23 protein-coding genes are annotated in these 24,330 nt (G+C 36.6%); 1 reads left to right on the top strand and 22 read right to left on the bottom strand.

Annotated features, from left to right (window positions below; translation table 11 throughout):
* Positions 1-3: 3 nt before the first annotated feature.
* From AB1I62_RS05955 to AB1I62_RS05860, 20 genes are all read right to left on the bottom strand, one after another.
* The gene (locus tag AB1I62_RS05955) at positions 4-768 is read right to left on the bottom strand and encodes an endonuclease/exonuclease/phosphatase family protein (RefSeq protein ID WP_010822724.1); all 765 of its coding nucleotides are present in this window, start codon (positions 766-768) and stop codon (positions 4-6) included.
* Positions 749-1,666, bottom strand: a complete 918-nt coding sequence (locus AB1I62_RS05950) for an acetylxylan esterase (RefSeq protein ID WP_048737793.1) — start codon at positions 1,664-1,666, stop codon at positions 749-751. The genes AB1I62_RS05955 and AB1I62_RS05950 overlap by 20 nt, the downstream gene beginning before the upstream one ends.
* Positions 1,659-2,252, bottom strand: a complete 594-nt coding sequence (locus AB1I62_RS05945; protein WP_048737792.1) for a DUF624 domain-containing protein — start codon at positions 2,250-2,252, stop codon at positions 1,659-1,661. The genes AB1I62_RS05950 and AB1I62_RS05945 overlap by 8 nt, the downstream gene beginning before the upstream one ends.
* A 56-nt stretch (positions 2,253-2,308) precedes the next feature.
* Positions 2,309-3,907 (bottom strand): ABC transporter substrate-binding protein, encoded by a 1,599-nt coding sequence (locus AB1I62_RS05940; RefSeq protein WP_002357899.1) that lies wholly within the window; start codon positions 3,905-3,907, stop codon positions 2,309-2,311.
* Positions 3,908-3,924: 17 nt separating this feature from the next.
* Positions 3,925-4,806, bottom strand: a complete 882-nt coding sequence (locus AB1I62_RS05935) for a carbohydrate ABC transporter permease (protein ID WP_002357901.1) — start codon at positions 4,804-4,806, stop codon at positions 3,925-3,927.
* A gap of 14 nt (positions 4,807-4,820) precedes the next feature.
* Positions 4,821-5,732, bottom strand: coding sequence for a sugar ABC transporter permease (locus AB1I62_RS05930; protein WP_002382199.1), 912 nt, complete (start codon positions 5,730-5,732; stop codon positions 4,821-4,823).
* Between the two features lie 291 nt (positions 5,733-6,023).
* Entirely contained in the window at positions 6,024-6,914 is an 891-nt protein-coding gene (locus AB1I62_RS05925) for a metallophosphoesterase (RefSeq protein ID WP_025189357.1), read from the bottom strand.
* 258 nt (positions 6,915-7,172) lie between these two features.
* Entirely contained in the window at positions 7,173-7,847 is a 675-nt protein-coding gene (locus tag AB1I62_RS05920) for an AP2 domain-containing protein (RefSeq protein ID WP_029655997.1), read from the bottom strand.
* Complete coding sequence (locus tag AB1I62_RS05915) at positions 7,798-9,288, bottom strand: helix-turn-helix domain-containing protein (protein ID WP_010712333.1); 1,491 nt, start codon at positions 9,286-9,288, stop codon at positions 7,798-7,800. Before AB1I62_RS05915 ends, AB1I62_RS05920 begins: the two co-directional genes overlap by 50 nt.
* 411 nt (positions 9,289-9,699) lie before the next feature.
* Positions 9,700-10,956 carry an NADPH-dependent oxidoreductase gene (locus AB1I62_RS05910; RefSeq protein WP_002360528.1) on the bottom strand — a complete coding sequence of 419 codons (1,257 nt, stop codon included), beginning with the start codon at positions 10,954-10,956 and terminating at the stop codon, positions 9,700-9,702.
* Between the two features lie 18 nt (positions 10,957-10,974).
* Positions 10,975-11,583, bottom strand: a complete 609-nt coding sequence (locus AB1I62_RS05905; protein ID WP_002357907.1) for an NADPH-dependent FMN reductase — start codon at positions 11,581-11,583, stop codon at positions 10,975-10,977.
* 26 nt (positions 11,584-11,609) lie between these two features.
* Positions 11,610-12,545 carry an FAD:protein FMN transferase gene (locus AB1I62_RS05900; RefSeq protein WP_053084806.1) on the bottom strand — a complete coding sequence of 312 codons (936 nt, stop codon included), beginning with the start codon at positions 12,543-12,545 and terminating at the stop codon, positions 11,610-11,612.
* A 219-nt stretch (positions 12,546-12,764) separates the two neighbouring features.
* The gene (locus AB1I62_RS05895) at positions 12,765-13,655 is read right to left on the bottom strand and encodes a helix-turn-helix transcriptional regulator (protein WP_002399965.1); all 891 of its coding nucleotides are present in this window, start codon (positions 13,653-13,655) and stop codon (positions 12,765-12,767) included.
* A gap of 184 nt (positions 13,656-13,839) precedes the next feature.
* Positions 13,840-15,168, bottom strand: a complete 1,329-nt coding sequence (locus AB1I62_RS05890) for an amidohydrolase (protein WP_002403222.1) — start codon at positions 15,166-15,168, stop codon at positions 13,840-13,842.
* The gene (locus AB1I62_RS05885) at positions 15,152-16,936 is read right to left on the bottom strand and encodes an adenine deaminase C-terminal domain-containing protein (protein WP_048737789.1); all 1,785 of its coding nucleotides are present in this window, start codon (positions 16,934-16,936) and stop codon (positions 15,152-15,154) included. The genes AB1I62_RS05890 and AB1I62_RS05885 overlap by 17 nt, the downstream gene beginning before the upstream one ends.
* On the bottom strand, positions 16,912-17,976 hold the full coding sequence (locus tag AB1I62_RS05880; RefSeq protein ID WP_048737787.1) for an ABC transporter substrate-binding protein: 1,065 nt from the start codon (positions 17,974-17,976) through the stop codon (positions 16,912-16,914). Before AB1I62_RS05880 ends, AB1I62_RS05885 begins: the two co-directional genes overlap by 25 nt.
* 26 nt (positions 17,977-18,002) lie before the next feature.
* Positions 18,003-19,043, bottom strand: a complete 1,041-nt coding sequence (locus tag AB1I62_RS05875) for an ABC transporter ATP-binding protein (RefSeq protein WP_002384674.1) — start codon at positions 19,041-19,043, stop codon at positions 18,003-18,005.
* A 38-nt stretch (positions 19,044-19,081) separates the two neighbouring features.
* Positions 19,082-19,861 (bottom strand): ABC transporter permease, encoded by a 780-nt coding sequence (locus tag AB1I62_RS05870; protein WP_002357916.1) that lies wholly within the window; start codon positions 19,859-19,861, stop codon positions 19,082-19,084.
* Positions 19,854-20,690 (bottom strand): ABC transporter permease, encoded by an 837-nt coding sequence (locus AB1I62_RS05865; protein ID WP_002382189.1) that lies wholly within the window; start codon positions 20,688-20,690, stop codon positions 19,854-19,856. The genes AB1I62_RS05870 and AB1I62_RS05865 overlap by 8 nt, the downstream gene beginning before the upstream one ends.
* Positions 20,691-20,896: 206 nt before the next feature.
* A complete protein-coding gene (locus AB1I62_RS05860) occupies positions 20,897-21,301 on the bottom strand; it encodes a hypothetical protein (protein ID WP_082153363.1) in 405 nt (134 codons plus the stop codon).
* A 206-nt stretch (positions 21,302-21,507) separates the two neighbouring features.
* Here AB1I62_RS05860 and AB1I62_RS05855 point away from each other — a divergent pair, with 206 nt between their 5' ends.
* Positions 21,508-22,269 (top strand): WxL domain-containing protein, encoded by a 762-nt coding sequence (locus AB1I62_RS05855; protein ID WP_048737785.1) that lies wholly within the window; start codon positions 21,508-21,510, stop codon positions 22,267-22,269.
* Positions 22,270-22,383: 114 nt separating this feature from the next.
* Here AB1I62_RS05855 and AB1I62_RS05850 read toward each other — a convergent pair whose 3' ends face one another.
* A complete protein-coding gene (locus AB1I62_RS05850) occupies positions 22,384-23,466 on the bottom strand; it encodes a PA2928 family protein (protein WP_002357921.1) in 1,083 nt (360 codons plus the stop codon).
* A gap of 157 nt (positions 23,467-23,623) precedes the next feature.
* Complete coding sequence (gene budA, locus AB1I62_RS05845; RefSeq protein WP_367019131.1) at positions 23,624-24,328, bottom strand: acetolactate decarboxylase; 705 nt, start codon at positions 24,326-24,328, stop codon at positions 23,624-23,626.
* Between the last annotated feature and the right edge of the window lie 2 nt (positions 24,329-24,330).

Raw genomic sequence — 24,330 nt, 5'->3', positions numbered from 1 at the left:
CTCTTACCTTTCTTCAATACATACTTCTGCTTCTAAAGGAAAATGGTCGGAGGGAAAACGTCCATCGATACTATCTGTTAAACTTGCGGTTTGCTGTACTTGCCAACCTTTTACATAAATATAATCAATTTCTTCTAATTCCGCCCAAGGTTTTGTGTAAGTAAAATTTTGAAATGTTCCTCTTGGGCCATAATGAGTAGCTAAATTTTTGCTATCTTGAAATTTTTTTTGAACAAGTTGATGAACTGCTTCCTCCGACTCTGCATTAAAATCGCCCATTAATAAAGTTGGATACTGTGCAATTTTGTCATGTAACTCCTCTAAGATAACGGTCATTCCTGCTAAACGAGCATGAGCTGAAATATGATCCAAATGAACATTGATGACTAAAAAAGGCGTATTTTGAGTCGTTTCCTTAAATAGTCCCCACAAAGCAATTCTTGGACAGCCAGCTTCAGGATGGATACTTGGCTGCTGAGGTGTTTCAGATAACCAAAAATACCCTGTATCAATAGCCTGAACTTTTTGTTCGTTATAGAGAATCGCTAGTCCTTCTCCTTGACCATCCCCTTCTCTTTCCGCAGAAAGACAGGTGAATGTTGTATACGCCTTTAAATCCCTGACTTGATTCGGTCGTACTTCTTGAATACAACAAAGGCTCCAATCATGAAAATTGATTAACTGACAAACAGCCTCTTTACGAAAAGACCATTGCCAATCTTGGTCATACTCTGTATCTACCCGGACATTATACGTAGCTATTTTCATTTTTAACCTCCTGCAATAGTTGTTGAATTTGACGCATCTCACGACGGATCTGGGTTGTTTCACCGCCACCATGGCCTTTTTTCCAATACACTCTGACTGCTTTTCTTGCCTTTATCTGATGATAAGAAGGGAAAAAATCTTTCATTGGACATATCGGATCGTGACTCCCAACAGAAGCAAAGACTGGATTTTTAATTTGCGAAACAAAGTGGCGACTATCAAAATAAGGAAGAACCGCGGCAATTTTTTCATGCGCTTGAGGATGCTCTTGTAAGTACTGATGAATAATTTGATACGAACCTGTTCCTTCTGCTACTCGATTTTCTAAACAAGAATGACTTGGAACATCTGCAAAAGTAGCTAAAATCGGGAAGTCGACTAAACTGTTCACCATTAACACTACGCCACCCCCTTGGGAACCACCACGAAGAATGATTTGGTCCTGATTAATTTCAGTAAAGGTCCGTACCACTTCTATGCTACGTAAATGGTCGGCAAACAAGCGGCGTTGGTACCAATCTTCTTTGTCTAGAAATCCTCGTCCCATTGGTGCTTCATGCCAAATTGTTTGATATGGCACGCGATCTTTGGTTAATCCCCCTTGACCTCGATTATCAATGACAAAACAAGCACAACCAATTTGTGTCCAATGAGCAAATTGCCAAGGTTCTTGAATATGATTCATATAGCCTAAACAGTCAATCACTATTGGCTGTTTCCCCGCCGTTTTAGGAAGTAACAAATAGCCAAAGATGCGCTCACCTAGGAAACTTAAAAAGTCGACCTGTTCCACTTGAACATTTTCCAATGGATAGTCAATGACCCGCCGATGGATATCTAGCGGTATTTTTTGAAGTTCTTCCTTAGTCTTTTCCCAAAACTCAAAATACTCATTCATGTTCCACACCTAACACTTTCTGAAAAAACGCAACTTGAAGAAAAGCCGTTGTCCCGAATCCTAACGCAATATATAAAAACAAATTAAGCTTATAGAAAAAAACAAACGTTAAAAGAGGTAAAATAAACAAAATAATCGCATTGGCACTATTACTTAAGACCACATAAACCGTCTCACCTAGTGTCTTTTTAGCGGACCAATTAAAAACGGAAAAGAGAAAAAGAAAACTCGTCAAAAATAATGCAACAAAACTTAATAGAAAAATAGCTAAGAAACCTAAACTAGTGGCTATTTTAAATAAACTTGTTACGACAATACCGCCCAGTAAAAAAGCAACGAACAAGACACCTGTTAAAATAAAACCTCGCATGATATTATTTTTTAACGCTGTCCAAAACGTTCGCAAAACAGGAATATCTTTTTCACGATACAAACGATAGATCGTTCGATACAACGCAATTAAGCCGACACCGCTAAAGATGCCTGTTATACAGGTAATTAAAAAGAGAAAATTAATAATGATCAAGTTGGCAATAAAAGAAAAAATCCGATAATACCAACCTTCATATGCAAATAGCTTATTCATATTAAAAGAGAAAAGCGGATTTCTCGTTGCTTTATCCGCTTTTCTCTCCTCCTCTCTTACTTAAGTTTGTCTCTGTTTTCTGCCATTTTCTCAGATTTTATTTTTTCAATTGCATCCCATTTATTTGATTTTAAGAATGCTTTGTAGTCTTCTAAAGATTTGTCAAAGGCTTTATCATCTTTCGCACGAATCATTGAAATAACGGTTGTATTTAGTTTGGTTTCAATCGCTTCATTCGCCCGAGCTTCCGGCGTTCCCGCATCTGGATTAATATTTTCAATTACGAAATGTGGGACTAATTTTCCTTTGCCCCATTCTTGCATTTGCGTTAAAGCACTTTCCATTGGCACTTTTAGTTTATTAACACGGTCATTGTTAAAGTATAGGAAACGACTAATGCCATATTTTTTGTTGTAGGCATCATTGTCTGTTTGTTCTAATTTTTTCACTTCTGGTAAATAATCAATTTTCCCTTGATCATTGTACGCATAAGTAACTCCTTCAACGCCATATTTTGTTAAAATTTGTCCCGGTTCATCAATTAAATATGTGAATAGTTGAGTGACTTTCGCTGGATCTTTCGCATCTTTCGTAATGTAATTACTTAACCAACCTGAAATGCCGGTTTGATTTAATGTTGGTTTTCGGCCAGAAGTACTACTTGGTCCATCAATGGCTATATAACGTGTGCCAGATTTTTTCATAAATTCTGTAAAGTTTCCACCTTGACCACTAGTTCCAGCAACGAGCATGGTTGCATAATTTCCTTGTTTCACTTTTTCATCAAACGTTGCTCCATCATCTGTGAAGCTATCATCACTAATATTGCCTGCTCGGTAAACATCATTAAATGTTTTTAACCATTCTAAGTATTCTTTATCTAAATTTCGATCATAGTATTTACCATTTTTATCCTCTAAAGGAACACCTAAGAAGTCTTGTAATTTGTCTAAAAATGGTCCTGCACCATCGCCCACTGTGGTGAAGCCCATTGGGGTCATCTCAGGATATTTTTCTTTAATCTGTTGCATGACTTTTTCAAAATTTTCTGGTGTTGAAACGTCTGGCTTGCCTAATGCATTATAGACATCTTCACGAATAACAAAATTATCATTTACTGGGATATTTCCACTTTCATAATCCGCTTTTGTATTAGAGTAATTAGGATAACCATATGTTTTTCCATCCTCTAAGGCATACCATTTAAACGTATCTTGGTTAACAACTTTCATTAAATAGGGGTCATATTTTTTAGCTAAATCGTTTAAAGAATAGGCCCAAGAATCTGCTTTCAATGCTGCTTGTCCAGTTTTTTCAGTTAATGTCACGATATCAGGCATATCTCCACTTGAAATCATGGCATTTAATTTTGAATCATCGCCGGAAATAAATTCAATATCCACATTTAAATCTTTTTTAATCTGCGCAGTGGTCACATCTTTTCCAAAAGGCAATGCCGTCCAATCTGAGTTAATATACCATTTAATCTTGGTCGGTTCTTTCTTCTTATCTAACTTCCAAGCAGGCGTCTTTTCATCTAATTCATACCGATCCTTAATTGAGACATCTGAGCTAGCTTTCTTTTCCCCACCGCTACAGGCCGCTAAACTAACGACCGCCGTTGCCACCAATAAACCGCCTAAAACTTTTTTCATATTGTTCCCTACTTTCTTTATTCTTTTACTGCACCGGCCATCATACCGCCGATAAAGTGTTTTTGTAGTAATGGATAAATGATTAAAATTGGTATCGTTGTAATGACAATTGTTGCCAGCTGAACACCACGTGTCGTTGCCTGCACCACCATATCTGTACTGCCGCTCTCTGTCATGGTACTCAAGTTTGATTGAACAATAATTTCATAAATTTTCATCTGCAATGGATACAGATATTCTTTGGTAATATATAATTTCGTGGTCATAAAGTCATTCCATTGACCTACCCCATTAAATAAAATAATGGTGGCTAATGCCGGTTTTGTTAAAGGTAAAAAGATTTTATAAAAAATTTGAAACTCACTGGCGCCGTCTATTTTGGCGGATTCTTCTAAAGATGGTGGAATTTCTCGGAAAAAGTTCATTAAGATAACTACATCATAATAGCTAAATAAAGCTGGAATGATATATACCCAGAAGGTATCTAAGAGTCCTAATGACTTAATCAAAAGATACGTGGGAATCATGCCCCCACCAAAGTACATTGTAATGACACCCATCGTTGTATAAATGTTACGCCCGACTAGTCTAGATTTACTAAGTCCATAGGCGACAATTGCACAGAACAGCGTATGCGTCGACGCACCGATGACTGTTTTTAAAACAGAAATCAAAAACGCTCGCGGAATGCTACTATCCGAAAAAACTTTCCGATAATTTTCTAGCGTAAATCCTTTCGGCCATAAAACCAAGCCTTTACCGGCTAAACCCGAACTTGACGAAACTGAGGAAACTAAAATATTCCAAATTGGCACGATAATTAATAAAGAAAACAACACAAGAATTAACGTATTGAAAAAGTAAAACCATTTGTTTTCTTTTGATTTTCTTTTAATCACAGCTGTTGCCTCCTTTATAAAATAACCGACCGACCATTGTTCATTTTTCTAGTAATGCGATCTGTAATGACTAATAAAACAATTGAAATAACAGAAATCCCTAAACCAACTGCCGTCGCATAAGAAAAGTCCCCTTGCGTTAGCCCCATACGATAAACAAATGAATTAATTACTTCTGATTTGTTTTGGTTTTGAGCATTCATTAAAACCAACGTTTGATCTAAGTTCGATCCCAATAAACCGCTAACATTTAGAATTAAGTTCAACGAAATAATCGGCGCTAATAAGGGCAAAGTAATCGTTCGGATTTGTGTTAATTTTGAAGCACCATCAATTCTCGCGGCTTCATAAAACGTTGGATCAATGCGAGACATGCCAGCAAGATAGAGAATCGTTCCCCAACCTACTTCTTTCCACAAATCAGAAAGAACAGCAATCCACCAATACTTATCAGGATCTAACAAATGATTGACGCCCTGATTCATTAAGCCTAACGACATCATGACTTGGTTGATAAAGCCATTTGTTGAAAGCCACGAAATCAACATCCCACCTAAAACGATCCAAGAAAAAAAGTGCGGAATATAAGAAATCGTCTGAATCACTTTTTTCAAATGTCCATCTCTCATTTCAAAAATCATTACCGCTAAGATAATCGGAATAGCGAATCCTAAAAAAAGTTTCATTAAACTAATCGCTAAGGTATTACGAACTGCTTCCCAAAAAAAACTATCTTCCATAATGATTCGAAAATTTTCAAGTCCAACCCATGGTGCAGAAGAAACCGTATCAACAATCGTATAATTTTTAAAAGCAATGATAATTCCATAAATTGGAATGTAGTTAAAGACAATCATGAATGCTACACCCGGAAGTACCATCCAATGCAATTGCCGCTGATCATAAAACTTTTTTAGTTTTTTCATAAGCAGGGTTCCTTTCTTTTTAGTGAAACGTTTCTACAAACAGATTATACATTCACTTCAAACGGTTGTAAACCCTTACATTATGGTTTTGTTTAAAAATAACAGCATTAAAAAGCGCTATAGACCATTTATAAAGAAATTATTTTCCCTGCTTCTTTTTCCATAAAAATACTCTTTTCTAGATATTTTAAAGCATTTTATAGAAACGTTTCACCAAAATATGAGCATCTTTTTCTTAAAAATAATTCTGTTAAATAACAGAAAAAAGTCTGGTCGGATTGACCAGACTTTTTAAATATAGATAGTAAAATGTGTAATTTCAGGGATCACCCCAAAACGGGCATGAATGGCGGTCGTCCCTAAGCCTGTATTAACATATAGTTGCGTTTCTTGGTCCAACTGATACAATCCTCTGGTATATTTTTCTGCTAAAACATTTGTGATTGGATAAAAAGGAATCCAAATTTGTCCGCCATGGCTATGTCCTGCTAAAACTAACTGTGTACCCGTACCAACAAATGCATCCGCGACATCTGGTTCATGGGTCATTAATAACGCATAGTCATACGTTTCTCGATAGGACAATGTTTCTGAAACGGAAGGATTTCCTAATAACGAGTCATCTAAACCACCAATAAAAAGACGGCGTCCATCTGCTAAGGTTACTGTTTCTCCTTGGTTTTTCATAACGGTAAAGCCACTGGCCTCCATGACTTCATCATACACCGCAGAAGCACCGCCACCGTAATCATGATTTCCCCAAACTGCATATTTTCCAATTGTCGCTTGCAACTGTTTTAATTTTTCAATCATCGGTTCTTTTTGTTGCGGATTTTTGGCATAATTGTCAAATAAATCACCTGTAAAAACGATAATATCTGGTTTTTCACGATTGACTTTTTTTATGACTTTATCTAACCGCTTCGTCTCATAAAATTCTGAAACTTGTATATCCGAAAGTTGCACAACATTCAATGGTTCTCGTTGATTTTTCTTTCCCAAAGTCACCTGATTAACGTGAACTAAATTCGGCTCAATCTTCCACGCATAGATTGGGAGTGCGATAATTAAGAAAAAAAATAAGAGCATTATACTTAAACCAATTTTTTTAACCACATCACTCGCTCCTTTCTTTTCTTTGATTTCCGAAAACTTAGTATAGAGAAAAATCTTCTTAACCACAATCTAAAACAAAGGAAATTAAGGCTTTGTTAAACAACCTAAAGAATTTCCACAATCTCTTATCCTTTTCTTAGCTTTTTTATAAAAAAAAGCTAGATAATTTCATCTGTCGATGAAATTATCTAGCTAGAACATTCTTCTCTTAATGATGATGTTTTCGAAACGTTTGATAACCAATTAAGCAAAATAAAATCCCCAATAAAATCATTCCAGTTACTGAAAATAAGCCTGCTAACATCTTTCGCATCCTCTCTGTTGCTAAACTTCCTTATTTGTAGTCACTATTTCTTGTTTTAAAATTGGTTGAAATAGACGACGTTCTGCTAATTTTCTTGCTAAAATTGCTTCACTTTTTTCCGTAAAGATACCTAAGTTATGGCGCTTGCCTTTCAAAGAGATATAAGCCAGCCATTTCCCAGAAGCGGTCTGGCTCACTCCTTTGTGTCCGCTGCTATTATTTTTAGGGCGTTTACTTTGCAACTTCCCTGGAATTACGCCAGCAACTCTTTGTCGGTAATCCTTCTTTTTACGATGACCGCAACTTTTGGTATGACCATTCAACAAATTTTCACAGCGAACCCAGCAAGATTGTCCGCATGAACACAGACAATACGCTTTCATTGTCTGATGAATACTTTCGATCCGTACCACGACTAATTCATGATAGTTTTTTTTCAACATTGTTTGATAGCGATGGTGCGCACATTTGGTTCGATATCCACGAATTAGTTGTCTTCTTGAAGCTTCTGTATAGCTCCCACAAGAACAGCGACAGGCCCAAACAATTAGCCCTTCTTTTCTTTTTGCCGTTGGTGCTACTACTGTCAACTCACCAAACTTTTGACCAGTTAAGTCTTTATAGTTACCTGCTTGTCTCAATTGACTATCCTTCGTATTCTTGTTCTCGCCACATCTCGATTGGGTTTCTCTCATAGTGCTCATTTTTCTGAGTCTCTCCCTTTCTTAGTTCTCTGACCACCTCAGCAAATACTTGCCAATCTTTTGTTTCCGGCAAATGACGCCATGTCAATTGACGACACCGTACTTTCGAACTATAAAAATCGGACAAATACAAATCGGTTTCTAAGGTTAATTTGTGATCAATCATGACATCCATATAATTGAAAGAAGCAATAATTTTTGCAATAAAGCGGTTATAATCCTCCCCACCAGAAAAATCAACAAATACATGAATCGTTTTTTCAATTGCGCAAAAAGACCGATCATTTAACAAACAAAACATAAAATCATAATATAGATGCACGCGTTCATACATTAAAAATCGTTTTTGATGCAGCGACTCTGTCTTTTGTATAAAACCATCTAAGGCGCGATGAATTTGAGGAAACCGCTCTTCAAAGAAACTGCTCTGCTTGGCGGGAATAAATGCAGCCACTGAAAAATATAGGCGGTCCCAGCGATAACAAATCAACTTTAATTTTTCTTTTGTTTCCACCGTAATTCGCTTTTCAAAGAAAGGAATAACACTATTCATATGATCAATAAATTCGTCTAACATGGTTAACTTATCTGGAAAAACAATCGGACTATCAATGTATTCATTTAAACTTAAAAAAAGAAAAATATATGAAGTCTCTTTGCCAAAATCCTCTTTAAAAAGAGGTGTTTCGCTTGTATAGATTTTTTCAAACGCGTGCTGTAAACAGCTAGGCACATGAACTTCCGTAAAAGAGTCCACTACATGATCAGAAAACACACGAAAACGTTGGATCGTTAAAAGAATAAATAGTTGTGCGCTTTGATTAAGACTAAACGTTTTTTGATACATCAGTTGTAAATCGTTTATAAATCGTTTAATGCCAGGACTATTTTCCATCAAAATGTTAGGCAGCCTTTCTTGATTACTTCCATAAAAATAATACAAGCATTGAAAACAAAAACTTCGGATATTTTTCTCTTCTCCAACCAAGCCTGTTGACTTTAATTTAATACGCCAATTAGCTAAAATCAGATTTAGCTTATACGAGAAGGCATAAATTTTGCTTTTGCTCATAAAATGAATTTGAGAAAATTCTTGAATCGTGTGCTTTTGATAGAGGCCCACATCAAGAAGCAACTTGGCCATTAGTGATTGATCAAAATAATATTTTCTTAAGGCTTGATAATCAATTTGCGATAATTTTTGCGCACTAATCAGTCCTTTAGCTGGAAAAAGAATTTGACTTCTTGAAGAAATCTGTGTACATTCATAATTTATTTGACGGCACAACGATTCTAACTTTTGAGTGGATAAATCAAAATATCCATAAAATTCTTCTTTTAATAATGGACCTTCACTATTCATAAAAGTTTGATAAATAAGTAATTTATCTCGGAATTCTTGGTCTAATAATTCATCTAACAAAGTAGTCACATTTTCAACTCCAAACTATCACGCCTTAAGTATCTATTTTTTTAACAAGACGTGAGTGTCAATCTTGCTTATTTTTTCCACAAATTTAAAAATGATTCTTTCGATATTTAGGAATCTTCATAGAAAAGTATTATTTTAACCAAAAAAAGCCCCCTTGCGTCACCAAGGAGGCTTTTTTTGTTATTTTTTTACTTTAAATTTAAAGAAAAGCTGATTTGTTTGACTAATTTTCTGTTTCTTTTCTAGCCTATTCGTCAAAAATGATTGAAACTTTTGGTTCGTCTTCTATACTATCTTCCTATAAAGTTCTTACTCTTTTAAGTATCAGCTTCTGTCAATAAAAGTCCTCATTTGGCATTGCTAATCTGAATACAGTATGACTACTTGTTGCCGCTATTTTTTGCTGTTATTTTACTCTTTAATCGAAGCACTGGAAACGCTGTCAACTGTTGGCTTTTCGGTCGCTGACTCTTCTTCATGGACTGATGCACTTGAGACACTATCTGCCGTTTCTGGCGCTTCTTTTTTGGAGGCACCACTGACTGCATCGACGTTTTTTCCACCGACTAATTCTTGCCCAGTTTGTTTTAAATACCAATCAACAATTGGTTTAAAGTCTAAAATATACTCATTAATTCCCGCGTAATTTCCATTATCATCATACATCGCTTGATAGTTATGCACTACATAGGTATCTGGTCCGTGCATTGGAACATGAACGCGAATAGCATCTGTTTTTCCTGACCGTAATTGTTGAATCACCCATTCTACATTTTTCAATGCTTTTGGTGGATGGCAATTCGCTAATGGATTACCAACTTGTCCTGGTTGCCGTTTAGCAAACATTTCTTCAGCAGCCATTTTTTTATTGTAATATAAAAATTGATTGTTACTGTCTGCATAAGTCAATTCCATTGGCATTGATTTTAAGAAATAATTTAGCTGATCTACGGTTAAAATGCCTCGATCTAATTTTACGTATGTGTCGCCTTCCACAGCCTGAACCGCTTCTGCTGCTTGTTCTACCCAATCATCTGCTGCCATATCAACCCCTTCGATCGTTGTTTCAATGGTTCCTTTTGCATGTAAATCTTCAGGTAAGTCTTTTGGCTTAGCCCCTTCTAATTTTGAAATCACATCAATGAATTCCACGAATTTTTGTAATGTGCTTTCTAAAAATTGACGTGTTCCCTCCGCAATTAAGTTGCCGTTTTCATCAAATGCTTCTTTCGCTTTCCCTAATAAAAACTCGTTCCCAGGCATCACGATTGCATTGACACCAGGTGCATCAAGAATTTGACGGAGATGTAATTGCGCACGCGAGGTTCCTTGATCATAATAAGAGCAACCAACAATCATTACTGGTTTATTTTCCAGCGGATGAATTTTGAAAGATAACCATTCTAACACACTTTTCAAACCGGCAGGAATGGTATGGTTATGTTCGGGCGTCGCAATAATTACGCCGTCTGCTTGTAAAATTTTGCGATTCATATTCTGAATCAAGACACTGTTCGTTTGATCCTTACTTTGATTAAACATTGGAATATCTTTAATTTCTAGAATTTCCAAGTCGAACATTTTATAAAACTCTTTGCCAATATATTGCAGTAGTAACCGATTATAAGAAGAATCAGCGTTTGATCCGACAATCCCAATTAATTTCATTTTATTCACTCCATTTCGTTAAATCGTTTCCCATGAGAAATTTTCTGCTTCTTTTTTATTTTGCGCATGCGCATGTTTCAGCTGTTCTGTAATTTCAATAAATACACAAAAATCTGCAAACAAACCAGCTAGTTTATCTATTTGTTCTGAATCTTTTAACGCATTGTTTTCATCAAAAGCTTGTAAGGAATGCGCTAATAGAAATTCAGAGCTTGGCATAATTCGTGCTTTCAATTCAGGAGCATCTAAAATTTGACGCAGATGCGCTTGTGCTCTAGAGGAACCTAACGTGCCATAGGATGCACCAGTAATCATAACTGGTTTATCAACAAACGGAAAAATCCCGTAAGATAACCAACTTAGGGCATTCATCAAAGAAGCCGGCACCGCATGGTCATATTCAGGCGTACTGATAATGACGCCATCTGCTGCTTCAATTTTTTCAGCAACCGTTTTAACTATTTCTGGCAAAACTTTGTCTTCTGGCTTGTTAAACATAGGAAAGTCAACAATTTCAACTAGTTCAATGTCAGCCTCCTGCGCAAAATAGTGTTGCATAAATTGCAAAAGTTGACGATTGGTTGATTGCTCTGAGTTCGTTCCTACTAAGCCGATAATTTTTTTCATAATGAGCTGTCCTTCCTTTTTCGGTTCTATGAATTGATAATGTGAAGAGTATCTGCTAACCCACTGCTATATAAAATTTGCTGGTCTTGTGTAATGATGACTCCTTCAATCCCATCTAGTTGATTGAGGATTTCAAGCGCTTCTGGAATTGGATAACCAAATAAACGCGTTGTCCAAATCTCACCATCCACTGAAGCATCCGAGATAATTGTGAGGCTGGCCATTTCAGTTTCCAATGGGTAACCGGTTGTCGGATCCAACAAATGGTGATAGACTCGCCCAGCTTCGGTTAAACTTCTTTCATAAATACCCGACGTCACAACCGATTGATTAGCCACTTCGACAAGTAAGCTGATTGTTTCTCTGGATTCTTGCGGATTGCGAATACCAATTCGCCATTTTTTGTTTTGATGCGTAGAGGGCCCCAACGTCACAATATTGCCGCCCAGATTAATCAAAGCAGACGTCACATGGACTTCTTTCAAATAGGCAATTAGTAAATCAGCGATATAGCCTTTTGCTAAAGCCCCCAGATCTAATTTCATTCCTTCTTCTTCCAAAAAAACCGTTTGTTTTAAGGGATTTAAGTGAATCTTTTCTGGATTAATTTTTTTCAAACAGGCTTTAATTTCCTCTTCTGACGGGACACGGGCATCTTTAAAACCGATTCGCCACGTTTGAACTAACGGGCCAATGGTAACATTCAAATGACTAGCTGGATCACAACTATGTTTTTTCCCTAATGCAATTAATTGATACAACTCTGGATGAACGCTGACTGGTTTTTTCCCAGCTTGTTGATTGACAGCCATCAGTTCCGAAGTTGAATCATTTGCACTAAAGCGTTGTTCATAAGTGATCAATCGTTGATGCACTTCTTCTAGAATTTTTTCAGGTTCTTCATGGTCTACAAATACATCTATTACTGTGCCCATCAAATAAATAGTTTGACTTTGTTGCACCTCAAGACTTCCTCTCCACGAAAGATTGTGCTTTATTTCACATTTATTCACAAATGAATCATACGCCTTTATTTGATGTCAGTCAAGTCGTTTATATATTTTTTTATATAAAATAACGACCTTAAAATTTTCATTTAAGGTCGTAATGTGTCTTGAACTCTTTTAAAAAACGCTTTTTTTATTATATTTTTAAAATAAATATATAATTTTCTATATAAACTAATTCCCCTTAGATAAAATTGTTTCTTTCAATGTTTGAATTGCTTCCAACAAGATGCGATTTTTATTGATTTTTGCATACGCGCGGGCATCTTGTAGTAGTTCTAAAATTTGCTCTTGCGGCTTTTCTTCAGCTAAGGCATTTTTCGCAAGCTGGAAAGCTGCTCTTGCCAAGTAATACGTGACGTGATTATCAGAACAGATGGAAATCGCATACTCTAACAAAGCATCACTTGTTTCTAAATCGCCTTTTTCTGCATAAAAAACACCACAGTGAAAGACAACATTTAATACTCGCCAAGTATCTTCCATTGATTGAATAGTATAAAGATAAATTTCCTTGAAGACCTTATTGAAATAAAATTCGGCTTTCTCAATTTCGCCTTCTTTGGCATAGGCCATGCCAATTCCAGTAAAAGCTAACAAACGGTAAATATCGCTCGTGTATTTTTGCTCTTCAAATAGAAGTTTTTCAAAGGTAAATAAGCAATCCATCAACGAAGCATTTTGAAAAATCATGACAAAGCCTTGTAAATAATAATATTCTAATAACAGTTGGGAATCTTTGATTTCATCAAAAGGAATATTTTTTAAAATTGTTTGCAATTGGTCATGTTCGCTGGTAATCAAGAAGAATTCTGCTTCTTCCATTTTTTCAAGAATTTCAGGTTGTTTAATCCCTACGCGCGGGAAGAGTTCCCCCAAAGGTAGCTCTAAACGATTACATAGTTGGATCAATATTTTTAAAGTTGGGACTTGACCATTCTTTTCAAAGCGACTAACCGTAACTTGCGTACAAATCCCTTTAGCCAATTCACTTTGCGACAAACCACGTGCTTTGCGTTTTTCTATAAACCGTTGTATATTCATTGCTTTTCCTCTCATTCTCATCTTCTCAAACTTACTATAATACAACTTACCTTAAAAATATATATAGAAAAAGAAAAATGTTTATAACAAAAAAGAACACAGACAACTCTTTCATTAAAAGTTTGTCTGCGCTCTATTAGAACCTGAATCACTAAACGTCAATCCAGCGTTATTTAATCAATCCGATACGTCATACTTGCTTTGTTTAGAGAGCAGCTCTTTTTTTAGCTTCTTTCACAAACGTATTCATGGCCTGATATAATTTTTCCTTGATTTCTTTGAGATTAGCTTGTTGTAATTCTTTATTGGCAACTAACTGTTGACCGTTCACCCAAACGGCTTCAACATTGCTAGCATTTGCTGAATAAACCAACGCTGAATAGGCATCAAAAATCGGAAACATATTAACTGATTGCGTTTCAATTAATGTTATATCCGCTTTTTTGCCCACTTCCAATGAACCGACTTGCTCCGCCAAGCCTAACGTTTTAGCGCCCCCCATCGTTGCCAGATAAACAATTTCTTTCGCAGGAAACAAAGAGCGATCTTGGTGTGCTGTCTTATGAAAATTCGCAACCATGCGCATTTGGGTGAATAAATCTAATGTATTCCCACTACTAGGTCCATCCGTGCCTAAACCGACAATAATCCCTTGATCAAGCATTTGCTTAATCGGCGCTACGCCTTTGGCTGATTTAGTATTCGCACCGATACAATGAGCGACACGCGCTTTTCCATTAGTAGCAGCTAAACTCGCAAGATCTTCATCTGTTGCCAAAATACAATGAGCTAAAATAAACGGCTCGCTCAAATAACCCAGTTCTTCTAAGAAAGCAATTGGTGTTTTTTGATAGGCTTTTTCAAACTCAGCCATTTCGTAAGTCATTTCAGCAACGTGCATGGTCACAGGAACTTGGTATCGCCGACTAAGTTCAATAATTTTTGCCAACACTTCTGGTGAGTTGGTATTCGGTGCATGTGGCGCAAGTATAGGCGTAATCAACGGATGGCCTTGCCACTTGCGAATAAAGGTTTCCGCGTAAAAAAGACCGCCTGAAGGCTCCGGACTATCACAAGTGGGCATATCAATGATCGTCTCTCCGAGCAAAGCACGAACACTCATTTTTTCACAACTTTTAGCAATTTCATCTTCAAAATAATACATATCACAGAAGCTCGTAATACCACTCAGTAACATTTCGGCAATTGCATAATCACTACTGCATCCTACTAATTCTTTTGTCATGAATTGTTCTAATGGAAAAAGAAAACGCCGGAGTCGATCTGGCACATCGTCTCCTAACGAACGAAACGGAATCATGCCTACATGGGTATGGGTGTTAATCATCCCAGGCATTAAAATTCCATTTTGACCATCGATTACTTGATTTGCAGCCATTCGCTTTTCATCAAGTGTGGTCATTGGTGCTAATTCAACAATTGTGTCTTCTTCAATCACTAAATAGCCGGCTTTGATTTCTGAAAATTGCTCATCCATTGTTAGTATATGCACATTTTTAATGAGTGTTTTCATGCAAAAGAACTCCATCCTCTGGAAAAACTAATGGATAGAAACGTTGTGACTTCGTATCCATCATCCCAAAATCTGTCACTTTAATGGCTGGCGAGACAGGCAATGATAGTGTAGAAAAGGACATGATTTCATTCATATTTTGATAGCCTAACGCTTGCATAGCTTGTCGGACTTTTTGTAAAGAAGCGCCTAATTGTTCAATCGGTGCTTGCGATAAAATCCCACCAATTGGTAAAGGACAAGTTGCCATCACTTGCTGATCCGAAGCAACCAAATAGCCGCCTTGCATCGCTAATAATTCATTCTGCGCTAATAAAATATCCTCAATCGTATTACCCATCACCATTAAATTATGATGATCATGGGCCCAGGTTGTCGCAATGGCTCCTTTCTCGGAAAGGGGTTGATCCATTAAAGAAAAAGAAATATTGCCATTTTTTCCGTAACGTTCCATCACAATTAATAAGGCACAGTTGGCTTTTTGCCATTGCAACAATCCATTTTCAACAGGAATTTCTTTTGTAATTCGCTCTGTAAATGTGCCAATTTCTTGTTTTTGAATCACATTACAACGAACTGTTTCTTTTGTTGTAGCCACCTTTAAAAGTAGATCTTCTTCTGTTAACTTTTTACATTGGATGGTTTGTTGATAAGTGGCTGGAAACTCTTCGATTTTTTCTGGATAATGGAAGGGCTCGCCTTTTTCAAAAACGACCTTTCCAGATTTATAAACCGTATTAATATCAAAACTTTCTAAGTCATTTAATAACAAAAAGTCAGCTTTTTTACCAGGTGCAATTTCGCCACGATCATGGAGACCCATTCGTTTGGCCGGCGTATAAGTTGCCATATAAATGGCTTTTTCGATAGGCAACCCTGCTTGAACGGCTTTTTTGACATTTTCATTTAGATGACCTTTTAGCAAATCATCAGCCATCACGTCATCCGTGATAATACTTGCATAATTGTAGAAGTCATTGTCTACTATCACCTGAATGTTTTCAGGAGTGATTGATTTATTTTGAAATTGAATAAAGACGCCCGCTTCAATTTTTTCTTTTAACGTTTTAGGAAATTGATGGGTATGATCTGAAGTGATACCGCTATATAGAAAATCTGCTAACTCTTGATCTTCGATTTTAGGGCAGTGGCCTTCTAAAGGCATGGTTGGTCGTTGTTTTTGGCACAAATCGATAATTTGACGAATTAAAGAATCTGGCTCATAGGAAATCCCTTTAAAATTCATGGCTTCCCCTAAACAAATCACTTTTGGTTCTTTGAGTAATTCTGCTACTTCTGCTAAGCCGATAATCCCACCAGTTGTTTCTAATTCGGGAGTGGTCGAAGGAACCGAGGAAGGAATTGCGTGAAAGATATCTAGTTCTGTTTCAGCGGCCATAAAAGCTTTTAAGCCTTCTAAGCCAAATACATTAGCCATTTCATGGGCATCGGCAATCACCGTTGTCACACCGTAACGCACTACTGCTTTGGAAAAAATAGTAGGTGTCGTCATGGAACTTTCAATATGCATGTGTGCATCAATTAAGCCGGGAATCATCCATTGATTCTCGGCATTAATTGTTTTTTTGGGCTGCAAATTGACGTTCTCTTCTTCATAAACGTAATAAAATTTATCATTTTTAATCGCAACATTTCGTTGAACGAATGTTTGAGTAACTGTTTGATACAGCCACACATTTTTTAGTAGTACATCGACGTTCATTTTGTCCCTCTTTTCTAAAACTATTGATTCATCGTCCGGTTCCATTGATCAATCCAATCCGCTAGTTGACTATTAATAAAATTAAAATCGACTGTTTTGGCACGTTCGGCAATGGCACCATATGTTTTATTTTTCGCTTCTTTTTCGCTTAGCGTTACTTGTTGATTTGTAGGTCCTTCATTTAATGAAATCGCTTTGGCCTTTTGTGATTCTTCACTAATCCGTGCGTTAACAAATTTAAAGGCGGTTTCTTTGTTTTGTGCTTTTTTAGGAATATTGACTGTATTATAGTTGGCATACGTGCCGCTTTCTGGGACGACATACATCACGTTTTCTGCTGCGCCTTGAATAATATCAACCGCAAAATCAGCAACCACAGCTGCTTCAATTTCACCAGATTGGAACATATTAGCTAAGTCTGACGATTTTGAATACGTTTTAACAACGTTTGGTTTTAATTCTTTCATCGCTTCAAAAGCGGCCTTCCCGTTATCTTTTGTAATATCTTGACCAACATGTTCACTAGCAACGTATAACATTAAAGGACCTGCCGTCGTGGCAACGTCTGGAACAGAAATTTTACCTTTCAAATCAGCTGACCATAAGTCATCCCAGTTCTTAATTTCTTTGCCTAATTTTTCTTTGTTGTAAACAATCCCGATACTGTTTACAGCGATTGGTACGCCAGCACCACTTTCAAAAACCTCTTTTGCTCCTGGTGTTAACTGACTTAAATTAGGTACTTCTTTTTCTGTAATTTTTTCAAATAACCCTTCTTTTCCACCTTGTGCAGCATTTGCTTGTGCTAATTCAATGACATCAATTCCCGCATTGGGATTATTTTTTAATTTCGTAAAGCGGTCTGCGCTATTGCCTACTTCTAAGGTAACTTTCGCTTCATTCTCTTTTTCAAACGGAGTGATAATATCTTTTTTGACAATATCTTCACTTAATCCGAAAGTTGAAACGACTAAAGCATTACTTCCACCTTTGCTCTCGCTTTTCGTAGTTGCTTCGCTGTTTCCACAAGCAGTCATTAATAACGTTGCAGCGACTAATGTCCCTAAAATTACGCGTTTTTTCATTTTTAAATCTTCCTCCAAAATGGTTTTTATTTTTCTAAAATAACTAATTTCTCAGCTGGAAAAGCCAAGTGAATGGTTTCGTTTGTTTCATATAACTGTTCACTTGTTCCATTAACCAGCAATGTACCTAACGCTGTTTCCACTTCATATTGATAGCTTTTCCCTAAAAATGTTCGGACAGCGACAGTACCTGCGACAGTATTAGTAGCAGCTTCTGAAACAATCTCAATGTCCTCTGGACGAATCGTTGCCACCGTCGTTGTAACATTTGGTTCAGGATTAGTCGTTTTCACTATTTGATTTGTTTGTGTCCGATAATGACCGGCTTCCATTTTTTCGACAGAGAAAAAGTTTTCAAAACCGATAAATTCAGCGACAAACTTAGTACGAGGCAAACGATAAATCGTTTCTGGTGAATCATATTGTTCAATCACGCCATTATTCATAATGGCCACTTTATCTGAAATAGAAAAACATTCTTCTTGGTCATGTGTGACAAAAACTGTCGTAATGCCTAATTGTTGTTGAATCCGTTTGATTTCAATCCTCATTGCTACTCGCAATTTTGCATCTAAATTACTCAACGGTTCATCTAGTAGTAATAGTTTAGGTTCAATAATCAGAGCACGTGCTAGCGCAACCCGCTGTCTTTGACCACCAGATAATTGTTTTGGATAACGGTCGCCCAAGCTTTCTAAACCGCATACTTTTAGCATTTCCGTGACTTTTTGGTCCATGGTTTGTTTGCTTTCTTTGCGTAATTTCAACCCAAAAGCGACATTTTCTGCAATCGTTAAATGAGGGAATAACGCATAACTTTGAAAAACCATCCCGAAGTTTCTTTTATGGACAGGAACCTTTGTTAGTTCTTCTTGATCAACGAAAAACTGTCCGTCGTTTGGCTTAATTAATCCAGCAATCACTCTTAGCGTAGTCGTTTTACCACAACCACTCGGTCCTAATAAAGAAACTAACTCTCCTTTTTCCATTGAAATATTTAAATCTTTTAAAATATCTTGTTTTCCGTCATAGCTGACGCGAATATCTTTTAAATCCACAAAAGTCAAAATTTTCTCCTCTTTCTATCTCGTGCTTCTTCCATGTTTTAGGCAATGGAAGCTAGTCCCAACGTTTTTTCAATTAAAAACATTAAGCCCATTGTTAGTAGCATCAACAATACAGAAATTGCTGAAACAGTTGGATCATAATTGTATTCCATATAACTTAATAAAGAAGTAGGCAGCATCGTCACACCGGGACCTGATAAAAACATCGATACAGGAACATTGTTAAACGAATTGACAAATGCTAACATAAAGGCTGCAAAAATTCCTGAAGACACATTGGGTAAAACAATTTGAATGAAAGCTCGCAATCTTGTACAACCTAATGTCCAAGCTACTTCTTCCATTGAATAATCTAGTTGTTCCATACTTGACCCAACCACTCGAATAATATAAGGCAAACTAATTAAAAAATGCCCCATTAATAATCCTTGAAAGACAGGCAAACCTAATTTAATAACAATATATTGAAATAACGTATACCCGACCACAATTCCTGGAATCACAGTTGGGGATAAGAAAAAGCTTTTAATAAAGTTGCGCCCACGAACGGAATAACGAGCCAGCGCATAGGAAGCAGGAATCCCTACTATTAATGCTAAAACAGTCGCTAATACCCCAATTAACAAGCTTAACTTAAAACTGTCCATAAACGTTTCCGATTGTAATGCTTTGGCGTACCAATCTAAAGTAAAACCTTTAATCGGAAATTGAATCGCTGCGGCTGTTCCAAAAGAAGTCACCACAATCAAACATAATGGTAAAAATAAAAACAGAAAAACTAGAATTGCAATAACAGATAGTCCTTTTTGCTTACGCATGATTTGCTTCTCTCCGATCTACTTTCTTAGCGACCATGTCTAGGCCTTTCATCACAATTAATGTTGTTAAAATCATAATAAATGCAAGAACACTCGCCGATTGCCAATCACCTAAAGTATTAGCCTTTTGATATAAGAAGGTCGACATCATCATTTTTTGGTTACCGCCTAACAGCTGTGGCGTCGTATAAGCCGTTAAAGTTCCTGTAAACACTAATATACTTCCTACGATGGTGCCTGGAATTGATAAAGGTAAAACAATTTTCCGAAAAGCCGTCATTGGATTGGCGCCTAGCGTCTCAGCCGCTTCTAGCATTTCTCCTTCAATGTTTTCCATGACCCCAACTAAGGTCATAATCATTGTTGGTAAAAATAAATACACTGAACCGATAATAATTGCAAATTCTGTATACAATAAATTCAGCGGTTGCTCAATTAAGCCTGTTTTTAATAACAACGTATTCACTACACCGTTTTTTCCTAAAATGTTAATCCAAGCAAAACTTCGAATAACTGAATTGGTTAATAGTGGAAACAAGGTCATAGCCATTAAAAAGCCACGCCATTTTTTGGAAACTCCAGCAATAAAGTATGCCGTTGGAATGCCCAACACAATTGAAATACCCGTCACAATTAACGAAACTCTTATCGTTCGCCAGAAAATTGAAACATTATAGTCATCTTTAAAAAAAGTAACATACTGATTTAGTGTCAAGCCATGATCAGTAAAAATGGTTGGCAAAATGCTAGTAATTAATGGAATCATTAAGAAAAATAATAATAGTACTAGCCCCGGTGCCACAATTAAATAAGGAACTTTCTTGTTCATTCGTACACTCCTCGTTCGTTTTTTCACTTCATCAGTATACGCAAGGAAAACGTATATTTCAACACATTTTCATCTTTTTGTTCGTTTTTAAACCCGAACGTTCGTATATTTTTTCGAAAAAGGTTATTAAAAAATAAAACACGAACATTAAACAAAAAACACAAACAAGACTGTTTGTGTTTTTTGTCAACTTTTTTATTTATCACTTAATTTTCTTGGAACGTTTGATCCTTTTCCATCATTTTCACTATAATACCATCTTGATACACCTGATAATATCCGAACAATTCATTCTCTTTTGAGACACTATTCTTTTCAGATCTAATTTGAACAACATAACTTCCTTTATTTGACTGCTTAAACGTATAATGAAACGCCGAGTCATTCGTTGGTATCCCTAAACCATTTTGTAAAAATTCAATCGCTTCCTGTTTAGTATAAGATTCTGCTTCTAATTGCGTTCCTAAATGCGGATTTTTTTGATCAACAAATTGTCTTGCTTTGTCATTATTAGCAGACTTTTCTATAACGACTTCCTGTTGCGAATTCCTACTTCCTGAACAGCCAGTTAATACAAATAAAATCACCAACAACCCCAAACACTTACTCAAAGTTTTCTCCTCCTCTCCCTTTTCATTAGTGATACCTGATGATTTCTTTTATATTTTAGCATGCTTGATATAACGAATGGTGCTCAAAAAAGACAGAATCAACAAGTAAAAATTGTCGACTCACCTTTCTCAACTAATATTAAAAACCATCTGTCTCAATATTTTCGAATTTCCTGTAAATTACTGATAAATAAAAACAGCTCCTTTTGCGTATACTTATATTATCAGCACCTAAAGGAGGAACTTTCTTGAAGCAAAAAAATCTACTCACTTATCAATCACTTGCAGCCTTGTTGCTAGTATTCAGTCTCTTTAGTTTTGACCCATCGGTTTCTTTTGCCACCCGTTCTGGAAAAACGCCTGTTTCAGTTGAACTAGAACTTGGAGGGCTGCCTGGTGATGAATCGGTTGACGATGCCATTGATCCTGATTTAGAAAATCCTAACACTAGTTTTGACTTGCTCTTTATTCCGAAAGAATTTACTTTTGAAACCCAAGCGATTTCTGGTGATTTAACGGCAGTTCCTATACGACCTTCTGAAGGCAATACTCATACAATGAGACACTTCGGGATGGGGGATGTTCGCGGAGCCTTAACTGGTTGGCATGTCACTGCTGAAATCCCACACATGCGAAACGAAGCTCATTCTTTACTAGGCATCATTACGTTTCAATTAACAGGCGGCTATGCTCGCTATGACAAAACGTTAAGGCGTTTCTTTATGACAAATACAATGTATGGACTGGATTTTTCAGAAGATCCTGCTGCACCCGACTTCCCGACCAACCCAATTATTATCGGTAACGGTGCCATTTTAATGAGTAACGCTGGTGATAGAAAAGGACAAGGAATGTGGAGCGGCCGCATGACCGATATTTCTCTTGCAATCCAAACCCCTGTTTCACAATTATTTCCTGGCGCATATACAGGTTCGATTATCTGGAATTTAATCTCTGGACCTGCATAAAATAAAAAAAACGCTTAGAAAACTAGCGGAATCACTACTCTTCTAAGCGTTTTTTTATATCATAAGGACTATTTGCTCCTTCTATTTGTCTAAGCATGCTTTACCACTTTTCGTTTAACGAATCACTTGGCCCCAACGGTAATCAAACTGATACTCTTGATTACCATTATTTAGGTTAATTTTGTATAAATAACGCGGGACTTTAATGAATAACGCATCCTCTACTTGAAAAGCTTCAATAGGTACATTTTCTTTAGTTAAAAGCAACGGTGTTTGCCACTCGTATGTTTTTTTCTGCCAATTGTATAAGCCAACTATCGCTTGATTACTTTGTCTTTTCTTGTATGACAGAACATAATAATTTGCTTCATCTTTCTTGCCTAATAAAACTGGTGCTATTAGTTGCTCTTCTAGTTTTCCTTGCACTGTTGTACGCTCTTCCGATGACAGCTCTTGACCAATTTGACTCTCATTTGAATCTACCGTCCATTTAGGCGCTTCTTGTGTTTGAAAGACTTCTTTGAAAGTTGGGTCTTGTTTTAACTGCCAATTTTTCAAATCTAATTGATAATATCGATTGTTTAATCCATAAATATAGAGATAGCGATTATCCATAAAACGATAATCAACGAAATCAGAGCTTAAATAGTCTTTTAATTCAGGGAATTTCTTCACTAAATCCGCTTCAGAAAACTGTTTTTTCCCTGTTTTTGTATCGAGTAAGTAAATGGCCTCGTTATCAGCATTATTCAAAACCACATATTGATCTGTTTGACCAATTAAATAATCACGCCAACCTAAACGTTTACTCCACATTCGTTCGCCCGTCTGACTATTAACAGAAATCACTTGGAACAATGAGTTACTGGTGCTAATGCCATTCGTTCGTCCATTTGGAATAATCATTCGCTCGATTGAAGTTAAGCCTTTCGTTTTTTCAGAATAAAACGTCGCACTTTTCTCTTCAATCGTTACTGAACGAAACATTCCGAAAAATATCAAACCAGCAAAATGTACCACTGCAAGATAAACCAATAAAATTAACGCATAGGGAACCAGTCTCCTTGTACTCCGCCTTCTTATTAAGGAAATAACCAAAATACCACTAATTACTATAAAAATAATTGCTACAATGATGACAAAAATATCATGATAGAGCCAACCAGATAATTGCCAACTTCTATAAAGTGTGTCCATTACGCCATCCTTTCCAATTGTTATTTGCTTATTATAAAAAGGATACTATTTTTTTTTGAAAAATAACAACAAAAAACGACGAACAGCAATAAGCCCATTCAAGTTGACTAACTAGGTCAACTTGAATGGGCGTGGAGAAATGTGCCTTGTTATTCAGTTATTCCGCTTCTTCAATTGCAGACAAAGCTTTTGCAATATCAATTTCTTTATTCCGATAATCAGCATCATGAACTGGAAAATGCTGCCGCAATTCTGCTATTTCCATCCACGAAACAGTCCCTTGTTTAATGCCAAAATCAAGAATGTGCCCACCAAATTGGTGATCCTCACTGATAAAGTGCAAATGAAACCCTGCGGCAGAGGCACCATGAAATAATTTAGGTGTAAAGAACCCTACAACTGTTCCCTGAATATTCTCCGCTGTAAATTCAGGTTGATTGCGTGCGGCTTCTACAAATGGTGGATACGGTTTTTCTTGTTTAGGTGCCACACGGACATGCATCTTCGCAAAAAGACCGCTAATTTTAATTGCCGCAAAAAAATTAGGACTAATTTTTTCTAAAATTTGTGCTTTAATATTTTCATCGGTTTCCGTTGATACAGGGAATGCGCCATCTTCTTGAAAACGAGTAACTGCGGCATATGGCGTTAATTCTTCGCCTTCTAGAATAGTAATTTCGCCAGTTTGATTTGCATGATATAATGTACCGTCCAATAAAATAATTTCGCCATTTGAGCCTTCTAATGTCCCAATTCCAAAATCACCTTGCGTGAGTAACGTACCAATTTCTGCCGTTCCTGCCATCAAACTTTCCATTAAACCGCCTAGCGTACCATGTTGATAAACATATTGTTCGCTCATTT

This window comes from Enterococcus sp. AN402 (genome assembly GCF_040719405.1).
In the GTDB taxonomy this organism is placed as follows: domain Bacteria; phylum Bacillota; class Bacilli; order Lactobacillales; family Enterococcaceae; genus Enterococcus; species Enterococcus faecalis.
This window is presented reverse-complemented; position numbering and strand designations above follow the sequence as displayed.

Excerpts from the sequence above, each read along its gene's own strand:
- AB1I62_RS05955 (WP_010822724.1), bottom strand. The coding sequence starts at position 768 with ATGAAAATAGCTACGTATAATGTCCGGGTAGATACAGAGTATGACCAA.
- AB1I62_RS05950 (WP_048737793.1), bottom strand. The coding sequence starts at position 1,666 with ATGAATGAGTATTTTGAGTTTTGGGAAAAGACTAAGGAAGAACTTCAA.
- AB1I62_RS05945 (WP_048737792.1), bottom strand. The coding sequence starts at position 2,252 with ATGAATAAGCTATTTGCATATGAAGGTTGGTATTATCGGATTTTTTCT.
- AB1I62_RS05940 (WP_002357899.1), bottom strand. The coding sequence starts at position 3,907 with ATGAAAAAAGTTTTAGGCGGTTTATTGGTGGCAACGGCGGTCGTTAGT.
- AB1I62_RS05930 (WP_002382199.1), bottom strand. The coding sequence starts at position 5,732 with ATGAAAAAACTAAAAAAGTTTTATGATCAGCGGCAATTGCATTGGATG.
- AB1I62_RS05920 (WP_029655997.1), bottom strand. The coding sequence starts at position 7,847 with ATGAGAGAAACCCAATCGAGATGTGGCGAGAACAAGAATACGAAGGAT.
- AB1I62_RS05910 (WP_002360528.1), bottom strand. The coding sequence starts at position 10,956 with ATGAAATTAATTGGGATTGTCGGATCAAACGCTGATTCTTCTTATAAT.
- AB1I62_RS05905 (WP_002357907.1), bottom strand. The coding sequence starts at position 11,583 with ATGAAAAAAATTATCGGCTTAGTAGGAACGAACTCAGAGCAATCAACC.
- AB1I62_RS05895 (WP_002399965.1), bottom strand. The coding sequence starts at position 13,655 with ATGAGAATGAGAGGAAAAGCAATGAATATACAACGGTTTATAGAAAAA.
- AB1I62_RS05890 (WP_002403222.1), bottom strand. The coding sequence starts at position 15,168 with ATGAAAACACTCATTAAAAATGTGCATATACTAACAATGGATGAGCAA.
- AB1I62_RS05885 (WP_048737789.1), bottom strand. The coding sequence starts at position 16,936 with ATGGAACCGGACGATGAATCAATAGTTTTAGAAAAGAGGGACAAAATG.
- AB1I62_RS05880 (WP_048737787.1), bottom strand. The coding sequence starts at position 17,976 with ATGAAAAAACGCGTAATTTTAGGGACATTAGTCGCTGCAACGTTATTA.
- AB1I62_RS05870 (WP_002357916.1), bottom strand. The coding sequence starts at position 19,861 with ATGCGTAAGCAAAAAGGACTATCTGTTATTGCAATTCTAGTTTTTCTG.
- AB1I62_RS05865 (WP_002382189.1), bottom strand. The coding sequence starts at position 20,690 with ATGAACAAGAAAGTTCCTTATTTAATTGTGGCACCGGGGCTAGTACTA.
- AB1I62_RS05850 (WP_002357921.1), bottom strand. The coding sequence starts at position 23,466 with ATGGACACACTTTATAGAAGTTGGCAATTATCTGGTTGGCTCTATCAT.
- budA (WP_367019131.1), bottom strand. The coding sequence starts at position 24,328 with ATGAGCGAACAATATGTTTATCAACATGGTACGCTAGGCGGTTTAATG.